The following is a 20,741-nucleotide window of genomic DNA, read 5'->3' on the forward strand; positions in this document are numbered from 1 at the left end:
TGTTTGTCAGAGTAAAACCGAACTCAGATCAGCATCGCAAGCTTGACCCAGTGACAATTCACTTTTGAGCAGCTTGAATTTGATCTTTTAAACTGACAATTGATATAGAAATTTAGATGGAGTGGGTTCAATGACCGATCACACCAGTGACGCAGGCGATAAAAACGGAAAGTTGCTGTATTGCTCTTTCTGCGGTAAAAGTCAGCATGAAGTCCGCAAGTTAATTGCGGGTCCATCGGTTTTTATTTGCGATGAGTGCGTTGACCTTTGCAACGATATTATTCGTGAAGAAATTCAGGAAAGCGCTGCTGAAGGTGCTTCCGAAAAACTTCCAAAGCCGCATGAGATATCGGCAATTCTTGACCAGTATGTCATTGGTCAAAAACGAGCGAAAAAAGTATTGGCTGTGGCTGTGTACAACCATTACAAACGTCTTCGTTTTGCCGGGAAAGCAGGTAAAGATAAAGAAACGATTGAGCTAGGTAAAAGTAACATTTTGTTAGTTGGCCCAACAGGTAGTGGTAAGACATTGCTGGCAGAGACCTTGGCTCGATTGCTTGATGTGCCTTTCACAATTGCAGATGCAACTACGCTTACTGAAGCGGGTTATGTTGGTGAGGATGTTGAGAATATCATCCAAAAATTACTGCAAAAATGTGATTACGATGTAGAAAAAGCACAGCAAGGCATTGTCTACATTGACGAAATTGACAAAATTTCTCGCAAATCAGACAACCCTTCAATTACTCGTGATGTTTCAGGCGAAGGTGTGCAGCAAGCGCTGCTGAAGCTTATAGAAGGTACTGTTGCCTCTGTACCGCCTCAGGGTGGGCGCAAGCATCCGCAACAAGAGTTTTTGCAGGTAGATACTTCAAATATTTTGTTCATTTGCGGTGGAGCTTTTGCTGGCCTGGACAAAGTTATCCGCGACCGATCCGAAAAAGGCGGTATTGGATTTAGTGCAGAAGTAAAAAGTAAAGATGAGAAGCGGAACTTTGGCCAGACACTGCAAGATTTAGAGCCAGAAGATCTTGTTCGTTATGGGCTTATTCCAGAGTTCGTAGGTCGCTTACCTGTAATAGCGACATTGGATGAGCTGGATAAAGCGGCTCTAATACAAATTCTGACCGAGCCGCGTAATGCGCTGACCAAACAGTATGGTCGGTTATTTGAGATGGAAGGCGTACAAATTGATTTTCGTAGTGATGCATTGGATGCTGTTGCGGAGCGTGCGTTGGAACGTAAAACGGGTGCTCGTGGCTTGAGATCTATTATGGAGTCGGTCCTTCTTGACACCATGTATAAGATTCCATCCGAAGAAAATGTAGTTAAGGTCGTTGTTGATGAGTCTGTTATTAAAGGTGAAGCCGAGCCTTTATTGGTTTATGAAAACAACGATAAACCTGCAAAGGCAGCTGCAGAAGATTAATTGTGCGGTCAACTATTAATCATCATGAGCAAAAAGGGCGCACATAGGCGCTCTTTTTGGTTTTTGTGCTTCAATAACTTGTAATTCCCGGTTTTAGACCCCAATCTTGTTTTTATGGCAAGGTGTTTGTTGCCTTTTTGAAATAGAGAGGAACCAATGGTCGCTGAAACTCTACACGAATCCCATATAACTGAAATCCCCTTGCTTCCATTGCGTGATGTGGTCGTTTATCCGCATATGGTTACTCCATTATTTGTTGGTCGTGGCAAGTCGATTGAGGCGCTCGAGCGCGCCATGGCTAGCGATAAACAAGTTCTATTGGTGGCTCAAAAAAATCCACAGCAAGACGAGCCCCAGGCTGAGGATCTATACAGCATAGGTACAATCGCTTCTATTCTGCAATTGCTGAAACTTCCTGATGGCACTGTTAAGGTGTTAATCGAAGGGCGCGAAAGGGCCAGCATCGAGTCTATCGAAGAGGCAGATGGATTCTTCAGGGCAACGGTGGATGTCATACCTTGTAGTCCGATTGAGGGGGCTGAGGCGCGCGCACTGATTGCATCTGCAATTGGTCAGTTTGAGCAGTATGTAAATCTCAGCAAAAAAGTGCCGGTTGAAGTTATTACTTCACTCTCTGGTATCGATGAGCCCGGACGCTTGGCTGACACTATAGCTGCGCACATGTCGCTTGATCTGCCCAAAAAACAATCCATCTTGGAGATGGCGGATATTCATGCCCGCATAGAGCATCTTTTAGATCTTATGGACGCGGAAGTTGATTTATTTCATGTTGAAAAGAAAATTCGCGGCCGCGTTAAAAAACAAATGGAAAAAAGTCAGCGCGAGTATTATTTGAATGAGCAAATCAAAGCGATTCAAAAAGAGCTGGGCGAATTAGGTGAAGAAGTTAGTGAAGCTGACGAGCTGGAAAAGAAAATTGCCGCCGCGTCAATGCCAAAAGATGCAGCAGAAAAAACAAGAGCAGAATTAAATAAATTAAAAATGATGTCGCCAATGTCGGCCGAGGCATCTGTTCTGCGCGCGTATATCGACTGGATGATTAAAGTACCTTGGAGCAAAAAAAGTAAGGTGCGTCACGATCTTGCTCGTGCTGAAGAAGTACTGAATAAAGATCACTTCGGGCTTGAGGAAGTGAAAGAGCGGATTCTTGAATATTTGGCTGTGCAACAACGCGTTAAAAAAGTAAAAGGTCCTATTTTATGCTTGGTGGGGCCTCCTGGTGTGGGTAAAACATCGCTTGGCGAATCCATCGCCCGTGCAACTAATCGTGAGTTTGTTCGCATGGCTCTGGGCGGTGTGCGCGATGAAGCTGAAATACGCGGCCATAGAAGAACTTATATCGGCTCTTTGCCCGGAAAACTTATCCAAAAAATGGCGAAAGTAGGTGTAAGGAATCCTCTCTTTTTGTTAGATGAAATTGACAAGATGGGTATGGATAATCGCGGTGATCCGGCATCGGCGCTGCTAGAAGTGTTGGATCCAGAACAAAATAGTCACTTCAGTGATCATTATCTCGAAGTTGACTATGATTTGTCAGATGTAATGTTTGTTTGTACATCAAACTCAATGAATATTCCTGGTCCGTTACTGGATCGCATGGAAGTTATTCGTATTCCAGGTTATACCGAAGACGAAAAATTAAATATTGCTTTGCGTTATTTAATACCAAAGCAAATGAAAGCGAACGGACTGAAGGATTCGGAAATCAATATAGGTCCCGATGCTATTCGCGATATTATTCGTTATTACACGCGGGAGGCCGGGGTAAGAGGGCTTGAGCGAGAAATTGCAAAAATTTGTCGCAAAGTAGTGACTCGTCATGTTAAAGGCAAAAAGGCTAGTGCCGATTTAATTGATGCTACCGTGTTAGAAAGTTTGCTGGGTGTTCGCAAATTCGATTTTGGTAAAGCGGAAAGTAAAGACCAGATTGGTCAAGTAACCGGGCTTGCTTGGACTCAGGTCGGCGGCGAATTGCTGACCATTGAGGCTACTGCTGTTGTAGGCAAGGGGCGAATTATAAAAACTGGTTCATTGGGTGATGTAATGCAGGAGTCTATCCAAGCTGCTTTGACTGTAGTTCGCTCTCGCAGTCAGGCGTTGGGCATAGCTCCTGATCATCATGAAAAAGTGGATATCCATATTCATGTTCCTGAAGGAGCTACACCTAAAGACGGTCCGAGTGCCGGGATTGCTATGTGCACTGCATTGGTATCTGTACAGACAAACATACCGGTGCGAGCAGATGTTGCCATGACTGGGGAGATCACTCTGCGCGGTGAAGTTTTACGTATTGGCGGGTTGAAAGAAAAGCTTTTGGCTGCTCACCGGGGTGGGATTAAAACTGTGATTATTCCTGCGGAAAATGAACGAGACTTAAAAGAGATTCCCGATAACATTAAGGCTGATCTCATAGTTAAGCCTGTTAAATGGATCGATGAGGTTTTGGCAATTGCATTGCAATCCAGTCCTAAGCCACTGAGTGATGAAGAATACCGGGCGTTGGAGAAAGCCGCACAAAAGACCACTGAAAGTGATAATCGCCTGAGTACCCACTAAAGGTGCGCGAGTGTGATCTTGTTCAATGTATGGGTTTTGCTGCTTGTTTTATGAGCAGATTCTGCGGGGTTTTGTGTAAAGCTGTAAGCTTTCCTTGACCCCCTGTTGCTCTGTTGGTATAAATCGCAATTCATTTGCTGCACAGATAATGCAGATTAATAGCGACATTAATTTGCGCTGTGCTTTTAGAAACAAATAATCAAAAGGGGTTAAGTGTGAACAAAACTGAACTGATTGAAGCCATTGCCGCATCTGCGGATATTCCTAAAGCTGCAGCCGGACGTGCCTTAGATGCAGTCGTTGAAAGTATCACTGGTGCCCTTAAAAATGGTGACTCTGTGGTTCTTGTGGGTTTTGGTACATTTGCAGTTAAAGAAAGAGCTGCTCGTACTGGTCGCAATCCTCAGACTGGTGCAGAGATTAAAATTGCTGCCGCTAAAGTTCCTGGATTCAAGCCAGGCAAAGCATTGAAAGATGCTGTTAATTAATAGGTGCTTATTCAGATATACATCTGAAATTGTGAAGCATTAAAGGCGCATCTAGGTGCGCTTTTTTTTTAATACTGCGTGTCTTTTATAAACTAGGCCAAGCGCCTTATTCAAACATCGAATAATTAAGTATCTAGTTGTCCGTTTGTGTGGTCTATCTGCGCAAGGCATCTTTATCCTGCTAGGAGTTAAAAATGTTACAACACCTCAGAGACAATTCCAGAGGCGTGATCTCTTTTATATTGATTGGCTTTTTGGTGATCATTTTTGCCCTTACGGGCGTTGAGGCGCTATTTAACTGGGATGCCTCGGCGAATCAAGCCGCCAAAGTAAATGGAGAGACAGTTACAGAGATGGAAGTGGCTAGGACTATTAGTTTGCAAAAACAGCAAATGCTGAATACTTATGGTGATCAGATTCCTGCAGAGTTTCTATCTGATGAATATTTGCGTAAGCCAGCGATTGAGAATCTGATACAGCGCATGGTCTTATCACAAGCGGCAAAAAATTCAGGTATGGCAGTTGGTAATGCCTATTTGAGTGAGCAAATTGCCGGTGCGCCTCAGTTTAAAAATGAAGTGGGTGCTTTTGATAATAATCGCTATCAGCAAGCTTTACGCAATATGGGTTATACACATAGCACCTATACCAAAATTTTATCCGACGAGATTGTAATTAATCAGCTACAAGCCGGTATAAGTGCGTCAGCTTTCACTACGCCAGCTCAATTAGATGATGTGATTGCGTTGAGCTTTCAATCACGTGATCTCAAGTATGCTATTTTGCCGATAACAAAAGTGCGCGAATCCATTCAGCTTGATGAGTCTGAGCTAAAGGGCTATTACGATGCTAATCAGCAGATGTTTACCAGTGAAGAGCAGGTTGCTGTGGATTACATCAACCTTAGTGTTAACGATTTAATGAAAAATATTTCCGTTACTGAAGAGCAGGTGCGGAAACAGTTTGAACAAAATCAAGCGTCTTTTGTAGCTGCGCCTGAACGCCAAGCGGCCCATATTCTGATAGAGGGTGATAATCAGGATAAAGTTAAAACCATTTCAGATAAGCTTGCTGCTGGCGAAGATTTTGCCGCGGTAGCCAGGGAGCTCTCTGATGACTTAGGTAGTAAAGAGCAGGGCGGTGATCTTGGTTTCACAAAAGGTGATGCGTTTCCTGTTGAGTTTGAAGCTGCGCTTGCTGCATTAAAAGTGGGTGAGGTGTCTGGAGTAGTTAAAACCGACGCGGGTACACATTTCATTAAGCTGCTTGCTGAGAAGGGAGCGGAGCCGCCATCATTTGAAGAGCAAAAAGCTAGTATAGAAGATCAATTAAAACGCGCTGAGGCGGAGAATATATTTGTCGCCAAATTAGAAAACTTGCGTGACGAATCTTATAATGCTGAAAGTTTGCAAGATGTCGCGCAGGCTTTGGAGCTTAATGCGGTAAATTCAGGTCTTTTCGAGCGCAGTAAAGGTGTTGGCTTGATGGCTAATGCCAAGGTGGTTGAAGCGGCTTTTTCTGCCGAAGTACTTAAAGAAGGTAATAGCAGTGACGTTATCGAGATCGACTCAAGCAACGTGATTGTGCTCAAGAAAACTGATTATAAACCTAGTCAAGTTAAGTCTTTTGAAAATGTTCAAGAGCAAATTACTAATGTGTTAAAGGACCAAAAGGCCAAAAAGTTGCTTGAGGAACAGGCAAATAAATTAATTGCTGACTTGAAATCAGGTGTTAGTTTTTCCGAATTAACTGACGCAGCAGGGGTTGAGCTTAAACAAATTACTGCAGCGACTCGCAACAGCTCTGACGTTGATTCAGAGGTGCTGCGTCATGCATTCGCTATGAATAAACCTACGGCTACTTCGCCATCGTTGAGTAGTGTTGCAACTGCAGCAGGAGACTTAGCTGTTATTGTGGTGGAGGACGTTAATCTCGGGGGGGAGGACAAAATAACCCCAGAGCAAAAAACAGCAATTACCAGTCAATTGAGTAGCATCTATGGGAGGAATGATTTTTCCAGCTATCAGAAATTCTTAAAAGATGCAGCAGACATAGTTCAAGAATAATAGAAAGCAAAAAGGCTCCGTAAAGGAGCCTTTTTATTATGGTGCGGATCTTAATTAAAGAAGCATTGTGCACTGATTTCTGCCACCTTCTTTGGACTTATAAAGTGCTTGGTCTGCTTTTTCAATCCAATTTCGGTGGTCATGAATTTTATCGGTTAACTCTGCTATGCCTAGGCTAACAGTAAAATTGATTTCATGTCCTTCTGTGTAGATTGTTAATTTTTCAATTGCGTTACGTAAACGCTCTGCGAAAACACAGGCTCCATCACCGTTGGTATTGGTGAGTACAATTCCAAATTCTTCGCCACCATAGCGACCGGCAATGTCCAAATCCCGCACCTGCTCTTTGATTGCTCGACTGACTCCTCTTATTGCCTCATCCCCAATGGTGTGACCATACTTGTCGTTAATTTTTTTGAAGTGATCTATATCGAGCATGATTAGGCTTGATGGCTGCTCATAGCGGTCATAGCGCTTGAACTCTTGAATTAAGCGAAGTTCCCAATAGCCGCGGTTAAAAAGTCCGGTCAGGTGATCGGTGCGACTAAGGTTTTGCAATTGTTTGTTGGCTTGTTGTTGTGCAATTTTATGAACAGCGGAATCGGTCACATCGTAAATAACCAAACAGATATGCCCCACATCTCCCTTGGTATCAACCAAAGGAATGATTGTGCTGTTCTGATACATGTGTTCGGCAGTGCCCGTAATGGGGCGATAATGGGGAAAACGAAATAGATAAGGGCGCTGCTCCCAAGTGGTAAAAGCAGTATTCTGCAAAATAAAAACAGATTGGGATTTGTGTCTAAACCATTGTTCTGATAATTCAGGGAAAACGGTGAATATACTTTTGTTAAGTACATCTTCCGGAGCCTTGCCGCTGTGGTTTTGCATAAAGCTATTCCAGACTTCAATTGTGTAGTCTGGGCTCATTACCACAAGGCCGACATCAATATGCTGTAGTATGTCCATTTGCCAGTGGACATCGCTAAAAATTTTACTGAGATCTTCGCTAATTGCCATCGCTATGGTTCAACTTAATCGAGTAGGTAGTTAAGTTTTTCAGTCAGACCGAAAATTGAATGTTCTGCTACTACTAATAATAGATCACAGTTAATTTTGTGGTTCTCAATAGAGTAGTTGATCTCAACGACCAGCGCCTGTTTCCACTTCATATTATTGTTTTGTAGTAGGTCGGTGATGTTGCAGTGTTGGCCCAGTAGCATGGGCGGGCCGAAGCTGAAATGCGTATCTAGCTGCTCAGCCAGCCCTCTCAAACATGCGCCATTCAAGACATTTGCGGTATCCATCAATAGTTCATACTGAGCCTGTTCATCGGTTACTCGCTCATATTTGAGTAGCTTGGCAAGGTCGTCAAAATCCGTCTCATGAAAAATCAACATCGCTTCTCCGGCAATACCTCCGCCAATGAACCCTTGGCATACTCCGTGCACAATGTCATTACGGCTTTCACGGTTCAGTGACTGTAGTGCCATGGCAATGTCGGTTGGATTAAGCACACTTACATGTGGGATAGATAAAACCACAAAAACATCTAGCAGGCGAGCCAGATGGGAGCCGGCTTGCCCCATAGCAACATTGGTGATTTCCTGAAGGCAATCGCGTTGATCTTCGGTGAGCAAATAATCTCGCATAGTTCAGATCTTGTTATGGTCAGTTCGAGGTGTATTTAACTCAAGCTTAGCAGCAATCTATGATTTTGTAGGGAAAGATCATCTATCCTGGAGCAGTTAATGGTAAGAGCTGGCTTTGGATCTGAATATGGAGACAGTCTAGATTACTTAAGTATTTAAAAAATAAAGGCTTTTAGGCTTTTGTAGATATATCAATCTATACTACTGCATGCTGTAGTATGACCTTTAATGCGGTCTCCGATTTCCCCTGGCAATCGGAACAATTAGTATTATTTTTTCATCATTCATCTGGTGTTCTTGTTATGAAAAAAAGTGTTCGGCTTTTTATTGTTGCGGTTTGCTTGCTTGCATTTTGGGGATGCAATGAGCGCAAGCGGCTGGTAGACCTTGGCACTGAACAGCAAATAATGCACATAAGCAACGCTGCTGAAATTTCGGGTATTGATCCTCACACAACAACAGGAATGCCAGAGTCCCGGGTACAGATGGCACTATTTGAAGGGTTAGTGACGAAGCACCCAAAAACGCTGGAGGTTATGCCGGGTGTGGCTGATCACTGGGCAATATCCGATGATGGATTAATCTATACCTTTCATATTCGAGAGAATGCCAAATGGTCCAATGGGGATAAGTTAACAGCTAATGATTTTGTGCAGTCGTGGCATAGGGCATTAATGCCTGGATTGGCGAATGAATATGTGGAGTCGCTTTTCGTTTTAAAGAATGCTGAGAAATTTTTTAAGCATGAATTAGAATTTTCCGAGGTTGGCGTTAAAGCGTTGAACGATAGTACTTTGCAGGTTGAACTGGAAAATCCTACCCCGTATTTTCTTCAGTTGCTCGATCATCACAGTATGTTTCCTGTTCATATCAATACGATCAAAAAATTTGCTTCTATTGATGAGCGAGATTCAACATGGACAAAGCCCGAAAACTTTGTCGGCAATGGCCCTTTTGTTATTCGTGAGTGGACACCTGGTAAATATTTTTCGGTAATTCCAAACCCATATTATTGGGATGCAAAAACGGTCAAGCTAAAGGAGATGCGCTTCTATCCCGTAGAACAATTACTGGCTGAAGAGCGTATGTTTAAAGCAGGACAGTTGCACAAAACAGAGTGGATGCCTATTGCAAAAATTGAGAAATATAAAAATGCGAATGATCCTGAATACGTTACCTTTCCTTACTTGGCCACTTATTTTTATATATTCAATGTCACTAAGCCTCCTATGAATGATGTACGTGTACGCAAAGCATTGGCCTATTCTGTTGATCGTGAGTCAATCGCAAAAAACATTACTAAAGGACAGCAGCTGCCAGCCTATGCGCTTACTCCTCCAGATGTATTAGGTTACACGTCAAAAGCCAGAATGACATACGATATAGACATGGCGCGCAAGCTGTTGGCGGATGCTGGTTATCCAAATGGAGAGGGAATGCCAGCGATAGAGCTTATATACAACACATCAGAGGATCATCAAAAAATTGCTCAAGCCGTACAGCAAATGTGGAAAAAAAATCTCAATATCAATGTCGCGCTGCAAAATCAAGAATGGAAAGTATTTTTAGATAACCAAAAGCTGCTTAATTATCAAATTGCACGCATGGCCTGGGTCGGTGATTATGTTGACCCCAATACCTTTCTGGAAATATTTATAACAAATGGCGGCAATAATAGAACTGGATGGTCAAATGTACATTATGACCAACTAATTCGTGCTGCTGCATCAGCCAAAAGCAGAGATAAGCGTTATGACCTCTTACAAAAGGCGGAGCAAATACTGGTAGATGAAGCACCGTTTGTTCCTATCTACAATTATTCTACTAACAATCTTTTATCTACCGACGTTAAAGGTTATTACATGAATATTATGGATTACCATCCGTATAAATATATCTATTTAGAATCTAATAAAAAATGAGGTCGGCATGCTGATTTTTATTATTAAGCGCTTGCTGCAGGCGATTCCAGTTTTATTGATAGTGATTACCGCAACATTTTTTATGGTGCATGCAGCACCTGGTGGGCCGTTTGATAAAGATCGAGCCGTATCTGCCGAGGTGATGAAAAAACTGAATGAGCAATATCATCTAGATGATCCCTTATGGAAACAGTATGTCAATTATTTGGGTAATCTGCTGCAAGGAGATTTCGGCCCTTCCTTTAAGTATCCGGCTCATAGTGTCAATGACTTGCTCCTTGCGGGGCTGCCCGCAACACTAGAGCTTTCTTTTTACGCTATTGTGTTTGCGCTAGTTGTGGGGCTTTTGGCTGGAATTTTAGCTTCGTTAAAACCCAATACGGTGCAAGACTATGTGCCCATGTCGGCAGCAATGATTGGGATTTGTATGCCGACTTTTGTTTTGGGCCCTATTTTATTATTGGTTTTTGGTATTTGGTTGGAGTGGTTTCCCGTTGCAGGTTGGGGGCAGATTCCTGGCGATAAAGTTCTTCCATCCATTACCTTAGGGTTTGCTTATGCTGCTTATATTGCACGCATCAGCAGGGGCGGCATGCTAGAGATTATGTCGCAAGATTACATTCGCACTGCGCGTGCAAAAGGTCTATCGACTCTGCGTATTGTTTTTGTGCATGCATTCCGTGGTGGAATCACCCCGGTGATTTCATTTCTTGGTCCTGCACTTGCCGGGTTGTTGGCAGGTTCTTTTGTTGTGGAATCTATTTTTCAAATACCCGGATTGGGGCGATTTTATGTTACCGCAGCATTTAATCGTGATTACACCATGATTTTGGGTTTTACTATCTTTTTTGCTGCGCTCATTATTATTTTTAACCTGCTAGCCGACATAATTCTGGTGTGGTTAAACCCTAAACTGCGACAAGAACTTCAGGGTGGAAATTAATAATGTTGAATAATGAATTATCTGCTCAATCACAACCATTGGAAAAAGGCACTTCGTTAACTCAAGATGCATTCGCGCGGTTGCGTAAAAATAAAATGGCAATGGCAAGCCTCTTAGTATTACTGATTATTATTGTTGTTTCCTTATTAACCCCTTGGATTGCCCCTTATTCTTACGAAGAGCAAAACCTGGATTTAGGTGCTTCAGCGCCTTCTGCTGCGCACTGGCTCGGCACAGATGTTCTTGGTCGCGACCAACTGACACGTATCATGTATGGCAGCCGCATATCATTGATGGTGGGATTTATTGCAACTGCAGTTGCACTGACGATTGGTGTTTTATGGGGCTCTGTTGCAGGCTTTGTTGGCGGCCGGGTAGATGCCATTATGATGCGAATTGTTGATGCGCTCTACGCTTTACCTTTTACCATTTTTATTATTCTACTCAGTGTGATTTTCGGCAGTAGTTTGTTGCTACTATTTTTAGCTATTGGCGCGGTAGAGTGGTTGACTATGGCGCGCATCGTTCGCGGGCAAGTATTAACTATTAAGCGACAAGAGTTTGTGGAGGCCGCAATATCGATGGGCTTATCGCCTTGGCGAATTATTTCCCGGCATTTAATTCCTAATGTGCTCGGCCCTGTCATCGTTTACACAACGCTCACTATCCCGAGCGTTATTTTATTGGAATCCTTCTTAAGCTTTTTAGGCTTGGGAGTTCAGCCGCCGGCAAGTTCCTGGGGTTCGCTAATTTCTGGTGGTGTGGAAACCATGGAAGAATACCCGTGGCTTCTGATATTCCCTGGCTTGGTGTTAACCATTACCTTGTTTTCTCTTAATTTTCTTGGTGATGGTTTGCGCGATGCACTTGATCCACGAGCGTCCAAGGATTAAATCATGGTGAACGAAAAATTACTCGCGGTAGAAAATTTGCGCGTCTTGTTTAACACGCGTAACGGCCAAACCGTTGCAGTGGAAAACTTAAGTTTTTCGCTTACGCCCGGAAAAGTATTGGGCATTGTGGGAGAGTCAGGTTCAGGCAAGTCGGTTGCCTGTTACGCGCTGATGGGATTAATTCCTTCACCACCTGGAAAAGTAGAATCAGGTCGCGCGCTGTTTTACGGTAATGATCTATTGCAAATGTCTGAGGCTGAGTTGCGTCACGTGCGCGGCCATAAGATAGCAATGATATTTCAAGACCCAATGACTTGTTTGAATCCTTATATGCGTATTGCCGATCAATTAATTGAGGCATTATTGCAACATAAAAAGATTAGTAAAAAAGAAGCGAGAGAAAAATCGATTGCTGCACTAGTTGAGGTTGGCATTCTTGATGCTGCTATGCGTGTTGATGAATATCCCCATCAATTTTCTGGCGGTATGCGTCAGCGCGTTATGATTGCAATGGCGTTGCTGGCTGAGCCAGAGATACTGATTGCCGATGAGCCAACAACGGCATTGGATGTTACTGTTCAAGCACAAATTCTCGCACTGATTAAAGGCTTGCAACAAAGCCATAATTTGGCAGTAATTTTTATTACTCATGATTTAGGCGTTGCAGCGCAAATGGCCGATGACATATTGGTTATGGAAAAAGGTAAATTGGTAGAGCAGGGATCCACCGAGGCTATATTTAAATACCCAACGCAGGAATATACAAAAAAACTACTCGGTGCAGTTCTTACTACAGCCAAGCCGGTTGCAAGTGAAGCTAAAGCGAATGAGTCACCATTGCTCGACGTGAAAAATCTGCAGGTGGGCTATGCATCTTATACTGGTTCTGTGTTTAGTCGTAAGAAGCAGTTTTCACGAGGAGTGGATGATGTCAGCGTTACCATTCGAAGAGGTGAAATTTTAGGATTGGTGGGTGAGTCGGGTTCGGGTAAATCAACGCTGGGAAGAAGCATTGTTCGATTGGTGGATGCGCAATCCGGGCAGATTTTGTTCAACGAAAAAAACTTACTGGATTTATCCGCAGCTAATCTCAATCTTATGCGCCGCGATATTCAGATGATTTTTCAAGATCCCTACGCGTCATTAAATCCGCGCATGACGGTATTCGATACTCTGGCTGAGCCACTTTTAGTACATGGGCTTGCCGATAAATCCTCAGTTTTGGATAAGGTCAACGAGCTAATGGATGATGTTGGATTGGACCGACGTTTTATTCGCAAATATCCACATGAGTTTTCTGGTGGGCAACGTCAGCGTGTTGCAATCGCGCGTGCAATTGCGTTAAAGCCCAAACTTATTGTGGCCGATGAGCCGGTGTCGGCCTTAGATGTAACCATCCGTGCGCAAATTCTAAGCTTACTCTTGGAGTTAACCCGGAAACATAATTTGACCATGTTATTTATTTCACACGATATGTCTGTTGTGCGTTATTTGTGTGATCGCGTGGTTGTTATGCAACACGGGAAGGTGGTTGAAGAAGGGGAGACCGAGCAATTATTTTCCTCGCCACAACAGGAGTATACGCGACAGCTGTTGGCGGCAATTCCCAGTTTATAAAGCGAGAAGGTATAAGAACGGGTTCCGGCTCCCATTCTTATACCTGTTTGACTTATTGTGATGTGATTTTTGTATATATTGCTTGATATTCTTTAGCGCTTGAATCCCATGAGAAATCTTTGCTCATTGCGTTTAATTGCAATTTTTTCCATTGGTCTTTTTGTTGGAATAAGGTGATCGCGCGTTGAATCGCAGAAAACAAGCTTTCGGCAGTAGCTTCATCAAATACAAATCCATTACTTTTTGCTAAATCCGTCTCATCTGTATTTTCAAAAACCGTATCGCGCAACCCTCCAACTGCATGCACAACAGGCAATGTGCCATAACGTAAACTGTACATTTGATTTAGACCGCAAGGCTCAAAAATCGAGGGCATCAGAAAGATATCGCTACTCGCCTCAATACGGTGTGCAAAAGATTCGTCGTAGCCCAAAGTCACTGCAACTTTTAATGGGTATTGCATAGCAATTTGTTTTAAAGCTTGCTCATAGTGCGGAAATCCACTGCCTAAAATGACCAATTGGCAGTTTTGGTTCAGCAAATCTTTCATTTGCGACAGAATTAAATCTACCCCTTTTTGGTCTACCAGACGCCCAATAAAACCCAGTAGTGGAATGTCGGCATTGATGGTAAGGCCAAGCTCTTCTTGTAGCGCCTGTTTGTTTTTTGCTTTATTGGCTAGTGTGCGGCGGTTGTAATTACAGCTAAGGTGGGCGTCTTTTCCAGGGTTCCATTCGTCTGTGTCAATGCCATTTAAGATGCCTGCTAGCGAATCGCTTCGGTAGCGCATTAACCCATCCAAACCACAACCAAACTCAGGTTGTTGAATTTCCTTCGCATAACTTGGGCTAACTGTGGTGATGAAATCAGCAAATGCCAATCCGCCCTTCATAAAGGACAACTTCCCATAAAACTCCAGACGTTCATGATGCCAAAATGCAGCAGGTAAATTCAGCTCCGCAAAAGCCTGGTAGGAAAATAGACCGCGATATGCAAGATTATGAATGGTGAACACGGTTGCAGGATGATGAGGGTGCAATGAAAGAAGCGCTGGAATTAATCCTGTTTGCCAGTCGTTGCAGTGCACTATGTCAGGCTTCCACTGCAAGCCTACTTGATCCAAAGCAATGAGTTCTGCAACTTTCGCAAACACATAATAACGTTTGTGATTATCGGGCCAGTCATTACCATCTGGGCCGCAGTAGGGATTGCCGGCGCGATCAAAAAATTCCGGTGCATCAACTAACCATACTGTGAGTTTGGTACCCGGTAAGCGTGTTTGTTTTAACGATACGGTGTGGCCGTCAACAACTAATTGGGCAATTTCTTTAATGCCAGTATTTTTAGCGTTTTCTAGTACACTGGTATATGCAGGAAGTAATATTTTTACTTCTTGTCCCAGTTTTAATAAAGCGCGCGGGAGACTTGCCGCAACATCGGCAAGTCCTCCGGTTTTAATCAGTGGATAGACCTCACTGGTTGCAAATAAAATCTTCTGCATAAGTGATCCTTCTGGAGAGAAATTTAAGTAAGTTTAATAATTAGTGCGCCCAATGGCGGCAAATTTATTTCAAGCGATTGTTGGTGGTTCATCCAAGGGATGGGCTGTGAGTAAATTGGGTTGGCGTTGCCCCAGTTACTGCCGCCATAAAAACTGGAATCGGAATTTAATACCTCATGATAAGTGCCGGCCACTGGTACTCCTATCCGATAATTGGATCGAGTGACCGGGGTGAAATTTAGTATGACGATACTAAAATCTTGATCACTTTTGCGGATATAGCTCACAATTGACTGTGTGCTGTCGTGACAGTCAATCCATTCAAATCCATCGCCGCGAAAATTGCGCTGATAAAGTGATGGCATGCTGGTGTAGCAGTGATTCAAATCTTTCACCAATGTATGCATGCCTTGATGCGGGGCGTAGTCTAATAAGTTCCAATCGAGTGTGCGGGCTTGTGCCCATTCACTCCACTGAGCGAATTCACTCCCCATAAATAATAATTTAGTGCCGGGGTAGGTAAATAGATAAGTATAGAGTAAGCGCAAGTTGGCGAATTTTTGCCAATCGTCACCGGGCATTTTATTAATCATACTGCCTTTGCCGTGTACCACCTCATCGTGCGAAAACGGCAGCATAAAATTTTCGGTAAAGGCGTACATCATGCCAAAGGTTAATTGGTTGTGATGATACTGGCGATGGATTGGGTCTTTGCTAATGTAGTCGAGGGTGTCGTGCATCCAGCCCATATTCCACTTCATTGAAAACCCCAAGCCGCCGACCCAGGTTGGGCGAGTGACTTGCGGCCAGGCAGTTGACTCTTCTGCAATTACCAAAGCGCCGGGATGTTGCCCGTGGCAAACCTCGTTGAGTTTTTGCAAAAACGTCATAGCTTCAAGATTTTCATTGCCACCATGAATATTGGGTATCCATTCGCCCGGTTCACGCGAATAATCCAAGTGCAACATGGAGGCAACCGCATCAACACGTAGACCATCGAGGTGATATTCCTTTAACCAAAAGAGTGCGTTAGCCAACAAAAAATTGCGTACTTCATTGCGGCCATAGTTGTATATCAAGGTGCCCCAGTCGCGATGCTCACCCAGACGCGGATCTTCATGTTCATAGAGTGCAGAGCCATCAAAACGCGCGAGGGCGTGTGCGTCTTTGGGAAAGTGTGCGGGAACCCAATCGAGGATAATCCCAATATTGTGGCGATGGAGGTAATCTACAAAATAGCGGAAATCGTCTGGTGTGCCAAAACGGCTTGTCGGGGCATAGTAACCGGTCGTTTGATAACCCCATGAGTCATCAAGGGGGTGTTCGCTGACGGGCATAATTTCGATATGAGTAAATCCAAGAGGTTTTACGTAATCGACGAGCTGGTGCGCGAGCTCGCGATAATTCATAAATTCACCCTCCCAGCCGCGCCGCCAAGAGCCGAGATGCATTTCGTAAACCGATAGTGGTGATGATTGCCAATCCCATTCTGCACGTTTACTTATCCAGTCGCTGTCCTGCCATTCATAATCCGATGGGGCTTTGACAATCGACCCGGTCAACGGACGCAATTCAAACGCCTGACCATAGGGGTCTGATTTAAGGAATACTGCGCCGGTCGCGCGATTACGAATTTCAAATTTGTATAAGGCCCCAGCATTAATGCCGGGGATAAATACCTCCCACAATCCGCTGCCGCCACGGACGCGCAAAGGGTGGTGGCGTCCATCCCAATCATTAAAGTCACCCACAACACTAATGCGTTCAGCATTGGGTGCCCAAGTGGCAAATAACACACCATCAATACCGTTAACTGTGCGAGGGTGCGCCCCCAAGTGTTGGTAGATGTTCCAATGTTGACCTTCCGCGAACAGGTGTATATCGATATCGCCCAATTGTGGTGCAAAAGAATAAGGGTCGAATTCGGTCCGCGTTTGATTGTGGCGATCAGTCCATTGCAGTTGGTAATGCATTGGAAGAATTTTTCCCAGCCCATACCATTCAAAAAAATCAGTGCCCTCTACCCGATTTAGAGATAGCTGTTCTGCATTGGTCAAGAGAGCTGCTGTGCGCGCGCCAGGAAGATATGCCCGCACTAGCGTATCGGCCGTGGCTGTCGCTTGAGCGCCAAGCGAGTGGCGCCCAAGTACTTCGAAAGGATCGTGATGGGTTGCAGTTATGATGCGCAACATCTCGTGAGATAAGGGGCTGTCCTGTTTCACAGTTAACATTCAATCGATTCCTAAATGATTATTTTGGCGCGTGAATTTTCACTTTTTTGTTCATGCACACTTTTGGGCTACATAAAAACGTAATATCGCTAAGCTCTACTAGCTTAACGAGTATCTGTTATTTTTGTTGCACCATTTTTTTACAAAAAAACTTTTCAATTAAAAATATTTGCAGGTTCAATGCCAAACTTGAGGCTACACTTTGTTTTGCATTTAAAACGAGCATAAATAGTATTATCAATGAACAAAAAAATGCTCGCATGCATCGAGTTAGATCTCAATTAATTTATTGGCACTGATATTGCTCTTATCTAAGCATAGCATTCACAGAAAATTCATCATTCAGACACAATCGCTATAAGGAATACGTAGTAATGAGTAAACCAACATCTGGGCGTTTTGTTAGCCGTCTTACAAGAGAAACATTAGCCATTATTCTTGCCGGTGGGCGAGGCTCTCGGCTACATCAACTAACTGATTGGCGCGCAAAGCCTGCTGTGCATTTTGGTGGTAAATTTCGGATCATCGATTTTCCACTCTCTAATTGTGTTAATTCTGGTATTCGTCGCATCAGCGTATTGACGCAATACAAGTCGCACTCTTTAGATAGGCATGTACAGCGCGGCTGGGGTTTTCTGGGGGGCGAGTTGGGCGAGTTCGTTGAATTGCTGCCTGCGCAACAACGGTTGAGTGAGTCTTGGTATGCGGGTACCGCGGATGCAGTTTTACAGAATATTGATATCATTCGCCGCCATAATCCTGAGTATGTCTTAATTCTTGCTGGTGATCATGTATATAAAATGGACTACGGCACCATGATTGCGGCGCATGTTGAGCGCGGTGCAGATATTACCGTTGGATGTATTGAGGTGCCCTTGGAAATTGCACATGCTTTTGGTGTGATGGACATGGATAAGGATTATAAAATTGTAAAATTTACAGAAAAACCTGCGAATCCAGAGCCTATGCCAGGCAAGCCCGATAAAGCACTGGCGTCCATGGGCATTTATGTGTTTAGCACCAAAGTGTTGTTCCGCGAGTTATTAAAGGATCGCGATAACCCCAACTCTTCGCACGATTTTGGCAAAGATATTATCCCTTCAATGATTAAATCTCATCGTGTTACGGCGTTTCCTTTTCGCGATCCAGTCTCCGGTGGCGATGCTTATTGGCGCGATGTCGGCACAGTCGACTCACTTTGGGAGGCTAATCTTGAATTGACCGGAATCACCCCTGAATTGGATTTATACGATGCCGAATGGCCAATTTGGACTTATCAAGAACAAGTTGCGCCAGCAAAATTTGTTTTTAATGATGATGGCCGTCGCGGTTATGCGGTTGATTCATTAATCGCGGGCGGCTGTATTATTTCCGGCTCTGCTATTAAGCATTCATTACTGTTCCCGCGTGTGCGCGTACACTCCTATTGCGAAATTGAAGACTCAGTTTTGTTCCCGACCGTTGAAGTAGGGCGCCGCTGCAAAATTCGCAAGGCACTGATTGATCGGCGCTGTAAGATCCCCGAGGGCACCATCATTGGTTATGATTTGGAAGAGGATAAAAAACGTTTCCACGTGTCTCCGAAAGGTGTAGTGCTAGTAACCCCCGACATGTTAGGACAGGATGAAATCAATGGTTAATAATGGCAAAACGAAGGTCGTTTTTCTCTGGCATATGCATCAGCCTGACTATCGCGACATTATGACGGGAGAGTATTATTTTCCTTGGACTTATCTTCACGCTATTAAAGACTACGTTGATATGGCTGCGCACATCGAAGCGCAGCCAGCTGCTAAGGCGGTAGTGAATTTCGCTCCGATTTTATTGGAGCAGTTGGATGATTATGCGCAGCAAATTGCTGCGCATTTAAGCGATCAAAGTAAAAAAATTAAAGATGCTGTACTCGCCTCATTAGTTGAACCGGTGTTACCAGCACCGGGGACTATGGCATTTTCTGATCTTGCAAAAAAATATCTACGCGCAAATCGTGAGCGCATGATTGAACGTTTTCCCGCTTATAGTGAGCTTGCGAATGTCGTTGGTGCCTTTGATGAAAAGCCGTTTATCAGTCGTTATTTGAATGAACAATTTTTAATTGATTTGGGGGTCTGGTATCACATCAGTTGGTTAGCGGAAATTCCACGTCGTAGTGATGAGCGAATTCAGCGTTTGCAAAAAAAAGAGCGTAACTTCTCTTTAGAAGATCGCCGGGAACTACTTGGCATTATTGGTGAGCTGATTGCTTCAATTGGGCCGCGTTACCGCAAGCTTGCAGAAACGGGTCAAATTGAGCTCTGTATGAGCCCCTATGCACATCCAATTATTCCATTGTTAATCGATTTAAATAGCGCGAAAGAAGCAATGCCAGAGGTCAGCCTGCCAAATGCTGCTTTTTATCCAGATGGACGCAATCGCGCCAAATGGCATCTACATGAAGGATTTAAAACTTTTGAACAATATTTTGGCATGCGCCCACGCGGGTGTTGGGCATCAGAAGGTTCATTGAGTGATGAAACCTTAAAACTGCTGCATGAAGCAAAATTTGATTGGGCTGCAACCGGAGACTCTGTGTTACACAACAGTTTGCGCGCACCAGAAAATAAAGGCGTTGCGGAGCAGATCCATAAAGATAATCAATCACTGCATCGTGCTTATGAATTTGCCAAGGTGAAAATCAATACATTTTTTCGCGACGATGGATTGTCTGATTTGATCGGATTTAAATACGCCACATGGCATTCCGATGATGCCGTCGGTGATTTACTTAATCACATGGTGCATATTGCCAATGCCAGTAAAGATACAAAAAACACTGTAATTTCTGTGATCATGGACGGCGAAAATGCTTGGGAATATTTCCCTGAAAATGCTTATCATTTTCTCCACACTCTTTACGAGCGTTTAACGACTCATCCACAACTTGAACTTGCCACCTACAGTGAAGTACTTGATCAACAACAGCCAACGCCTGTCGCTATGCCGCACCTGGTAGCGGGCAGCTGGGTCTATGGCAGCTTTTCTACCTGGATTGGTGACAAAGATAAAAATCGTGGATGGGACATGCTTTGCGATGCTAAACAGCAGGTAGATCTTGTTCTTACTAAACGTAGTTTTTCTGCAGTACAGTTAGCACAAATTGAAAAACAATTGGCCCTTTGCGAGGGGTCTGATTGGTTTTGGTGGTTTGGTGATTACAATCCAGCCCAAAGTGTTGGTGATTTTGAATACCTATTTCGTCGTCACTTAATGAATTTATACTCACTTATTGAACAGCCCACACCTGCCTATTTGCACGAAGTGATCAGTATTGGTGGAGGTGATCCAGCGACGGGTGGTGTAATGCGACAAGGTCACTCAAATTAAAGTCTCCAGTGGTCTTGTTAAGATAAAACATTTTTCCGAAATAATAGAAAGGGAAGGGC

At 43.8% G+C, this 20,741-nt stretch carries 14 protein-coding genes; 10 read left to right on the top strand and 4 right to left on the bottom strand.

What is annotated here, in order from left to right:
• Window positions 1–130: 130 nt before the first annotated feature.
• From clpX to AC2CG4_RS08245, 4 genes are all read left to right on the top strand, one after another.
• Complete coding sequence (gene clpX / locus AC2CG4_RS08230; protein WP_062061884.1) at window positions 131–1,429, top strand: ATP-dependent Clp protease ATP-binding subunit ClpX; 1,299 nt, start codon at window positions 131–133, stop codon at window positions 1,427–1,429.
• Window positions 1,430–1,585: 156 nt separating this feature from the next.
• A complete protein-coding gene (gene lon / locus AC2CG4_RS08235; protein ID WP_484485797.1) occupies window positions 1,586–4,006 on the top strand; it encodes an endopeptidase La in 2,421 nt (806 codons plus the stop codon).
• Between the two features lie 215 nt (window positions 4,007–4,221).
• Window positions 4,222–4,494 carry an HU family DNA-binding protein gene (locus AC2CG4_RS08240; RefSeq protein ID WP_039914522.1) on the top strand — a complete coding sequence of 91 codons (273 nt, stop codon included), beginning with the start codon at window positions 4,222–4,224 and terminating at the stop codon, window positions 4,492–4,494.
• A 194-nt stretch (window positions 4,495–4,688) separates the two neighbouring features.
• Complete coding sequence (locus tag AC2CG4_RS08245; protein ID WP_484485798.1) at window positions 4,689–6,560, top strand: SurA N-terminal domain-containing protein; 1,872 nt, start codon at window positions 4,689–4,691, stop codon at window positions 6,558–6,560.
• Window positions 6,561–6,614: 54 nt separating this feature from the next.
• Here AC2CG4_RS08245 and AC2CG4_RS08250 read toward each other — a convergent pair whose 3' ends face one another.
• Window positions 6,615–7,580, bottom strand: coding sequence for a GGDEF domain-containing protein (locus AC2CG4_RS08250; protein WP_484485799.1), 966 nt, complete (start codon window positions 7,578–7,580; stop codon window positions 6,615–6,617).
• A 14-nt stretch (window positions 7,581–7,594) separates the two neighbouring features.
• Window positions 7,595–8,212, bottom strand: coding sequence for a hypothetical protein (locus AC2CG4_RS08255; protein ID WP_062061873.1), 618 nt, complete (start codon window positions 8,210–8,212; stop codon window positions 7,595–7,597).
• A gap of 302 nt (window positions 8,213–8,514) precedes the next feature.
• On the opposite strand from AC2CG4_RS08255, the gene AC2CG4_RS08260 reads away from it, so the two are divergent.
• The 4 genes from AC2CG4_RS08260 to AC2CG4_RS08275 are packed head-to-tail and all read left to right on the top strand — an operon-like array spanning window position 8,515 to window position 13,587.
• On the top strand, window positions 8,515–10,134 hold the full coding sequence (locus tag AC2CG4_RS08260) for a peptide ABC transporter substrate-binding protein (protein WP_484485800.1): 1,620 nt from the start codon (window positions 8,515–8,517) through the stop codon (window positions 10,132–10,134).
• A 7-nt stretch (window positions 10,135–10,141) separates the two neighbouring features.
• A complete protein-coding gene (locus tag AC2CG4_RS08265; RefSeq protein ID WP_484485801.1) occupies window positions 10,142–11,077 on the top strand; it encodes an ABC transporter permease in 936 nt (311 codons plus the stop codon).
• A gap of 2 nt (window positions 11,078–11,079) precedes the next feature.
• Window positions 11,080–11,970 (top strand): ABC transporter permease, encoded by an 891-nt coding sequence (locus tag AC2CG4_RS08270; protein WP_484485802.1) that lies wholly within the window; start codon window positions 11,080–11,082, stop codon window positions 11,968–11,970.
• 3 nt (window positions 11,971–11,973) lie between these two features.
• A complete protein-coding gene (locus AC2CG4_RS08275; RefSeq protein WP_484485803.1) occupies window positions 11,974–13,587 on the top strand; it encodes an ABC transporter ATP-binding protein in 1,614 nt (537 codons plus the stop codon).
• Window positions 13,588–13,639: 52 nt separating this feature from the next.
• On the opposite strand, the gene glgA is transcribed toward AC2CG4_RS08275, so the two are convergent.
• Both glgA and glgB read right to left on the bottom strand, forming a co-directional pair.
• Window positions 13,640–15,088 (bottom strand): glycogen synthase GlgA, encoded by a 1,449-nt coding sequence (gene glgA / locus AC2CG4_RS08280; RefSeq protein WP_484485804.1) that lies wholly within the window; start codon window positions 15,086–15,088, stop codon window positions 13,640–13,642.
• Between the two features lie 23 nt (window positions 15,089–15,111).
• The gene (gene glgB, locus AC2CG4_RS08285) at window positions 15,112–17,319 is read right to left on the bottom strand and encodes a 1,4-alpha-glucan branching protein GlgB (protein ID WP_484485805.1); all 2,208 of its coding nucleotides are present in this window, start codon (window positions 17,317–17,319) and stop codon (window positions 15,112–15,114) included.
• Window positions 17,320–17,693: 374 nt separating this feature from the next.
• Between glgB and glgC the strand changes: the two genes are divergently transcribed.
• Entirely contained in the window at window positions 17,694–18,959 is a 1,266-nt protein-coding gene (gene glgC / locus AC2CG4_RS08290) for a glucose-1-phosphate adenylyltransferase (protein ID WP_484485806.1), read from the top strand.
• A complete protein-coding gene (locus tag AC2CG4_RS08295; RefSeq protein ID WP_484485807.1) occupies window positions 18,952–20,682 on the top strand; it encodes a glycoside hydrolase family 57 protein in 1,731 nt (576 codons plus the stop codon). The genes glgC and AC2CG4_RS08295 overlap by 8 nt, the downstream gene beginning before the upstream one ends.
• Window positions 20,683–20,741: the final 59 nt, after the last annotated feature.

It is taken from the genome of Cellvibrio sp. ATLC23 (assembly GCF_057196725.1).

Coding starts and splice junctions, on each gene's coding strand:
- AC2CG4_RS08255 (WP_062061873.1), bottom strand. CDS start 8,212: ATGCGAGATTATTTGCTCACCGAAGATCAACGCGATTGCCTTCAGGAA.
- AC2CG4_RS08265 (WP_484485801.1), top strand. CDS start 10,142: ATGCTGATTTTTATTATTAAGCGCTTGCTGCAGGCGATTCCAGTTTTA.
- AC2CG4_RS08295 (WP_484485807.1), top strand. CDS start 18,952: ATGGTTAATAATGGCAAAACGAAGGTCGTTTTTCTCTGGCATATGCAT.
- glgC (WP_484485806.1), top strand. CDS start 17,694: ATGAGTAAACCAACATCTGGGCGTTTTGTTAGCCGTCTTACAAGAGAA.
- lon (WP_484485797.1), top strand. CDS start 1,586: ATGGTCGCTGAAACTCTACACGAATCCCATATAACTGAAATCCCCTTG.
- glgA (WP_484485804.1), bottom strand. CDS start 15,088: ATGCAGAAGATTTTATTTGCAACCAGTGAGGTCTATCCACTGATTAAA.
- AC2CG4_RS08250 (WP_484485799.1), bottom strand. CDS start 7,580: ATGGCAATTAGCGAAGATCTCAGTAAAATTTTTAGCGATGTCCACTGG.
- AC2CG4_RS08260 (WP_484485800.1), top strand. CDS start 8,515: ATGAAAAAAAGTGTTCGGCTTTTTATTGTTGCGGTTTGCTTGCTTGCA.
- AC2CG4_RS08275 (WP_484485803.1), top strand. CDS start 11,974: ATGGTGAACGAAAAATTACTCGCGGTAGAAAATTTGCGCGTCTTGTTT.
- glgB (WP_484485805.1), bottom strand. CDS start 17,319: ATGTTAACTGTGAAACAGGACAGCCCCTTATCTCACGAGATGTTGCGC.
- clpX (WP_062061884.1), top strand. CDS start 131: ATGACCGATCACACCAGTGACGCAGGCGATAAAAACGGAAAGTTGCTG.
- AC2CG4_RS08245 (WP_484485798.1), top strand. CDS start 4,689: ATGTTACAACACCTCAGAGACAATTCCAGAGGCGTGATCTCTTTTATA.
- AC2CG4_RS08270 (WP_484485802.1), top strand. CDS start 11,080: ATGTTGAATAATGAATTATCTGCTCAATCACAACCATTGGAAAAAGGC.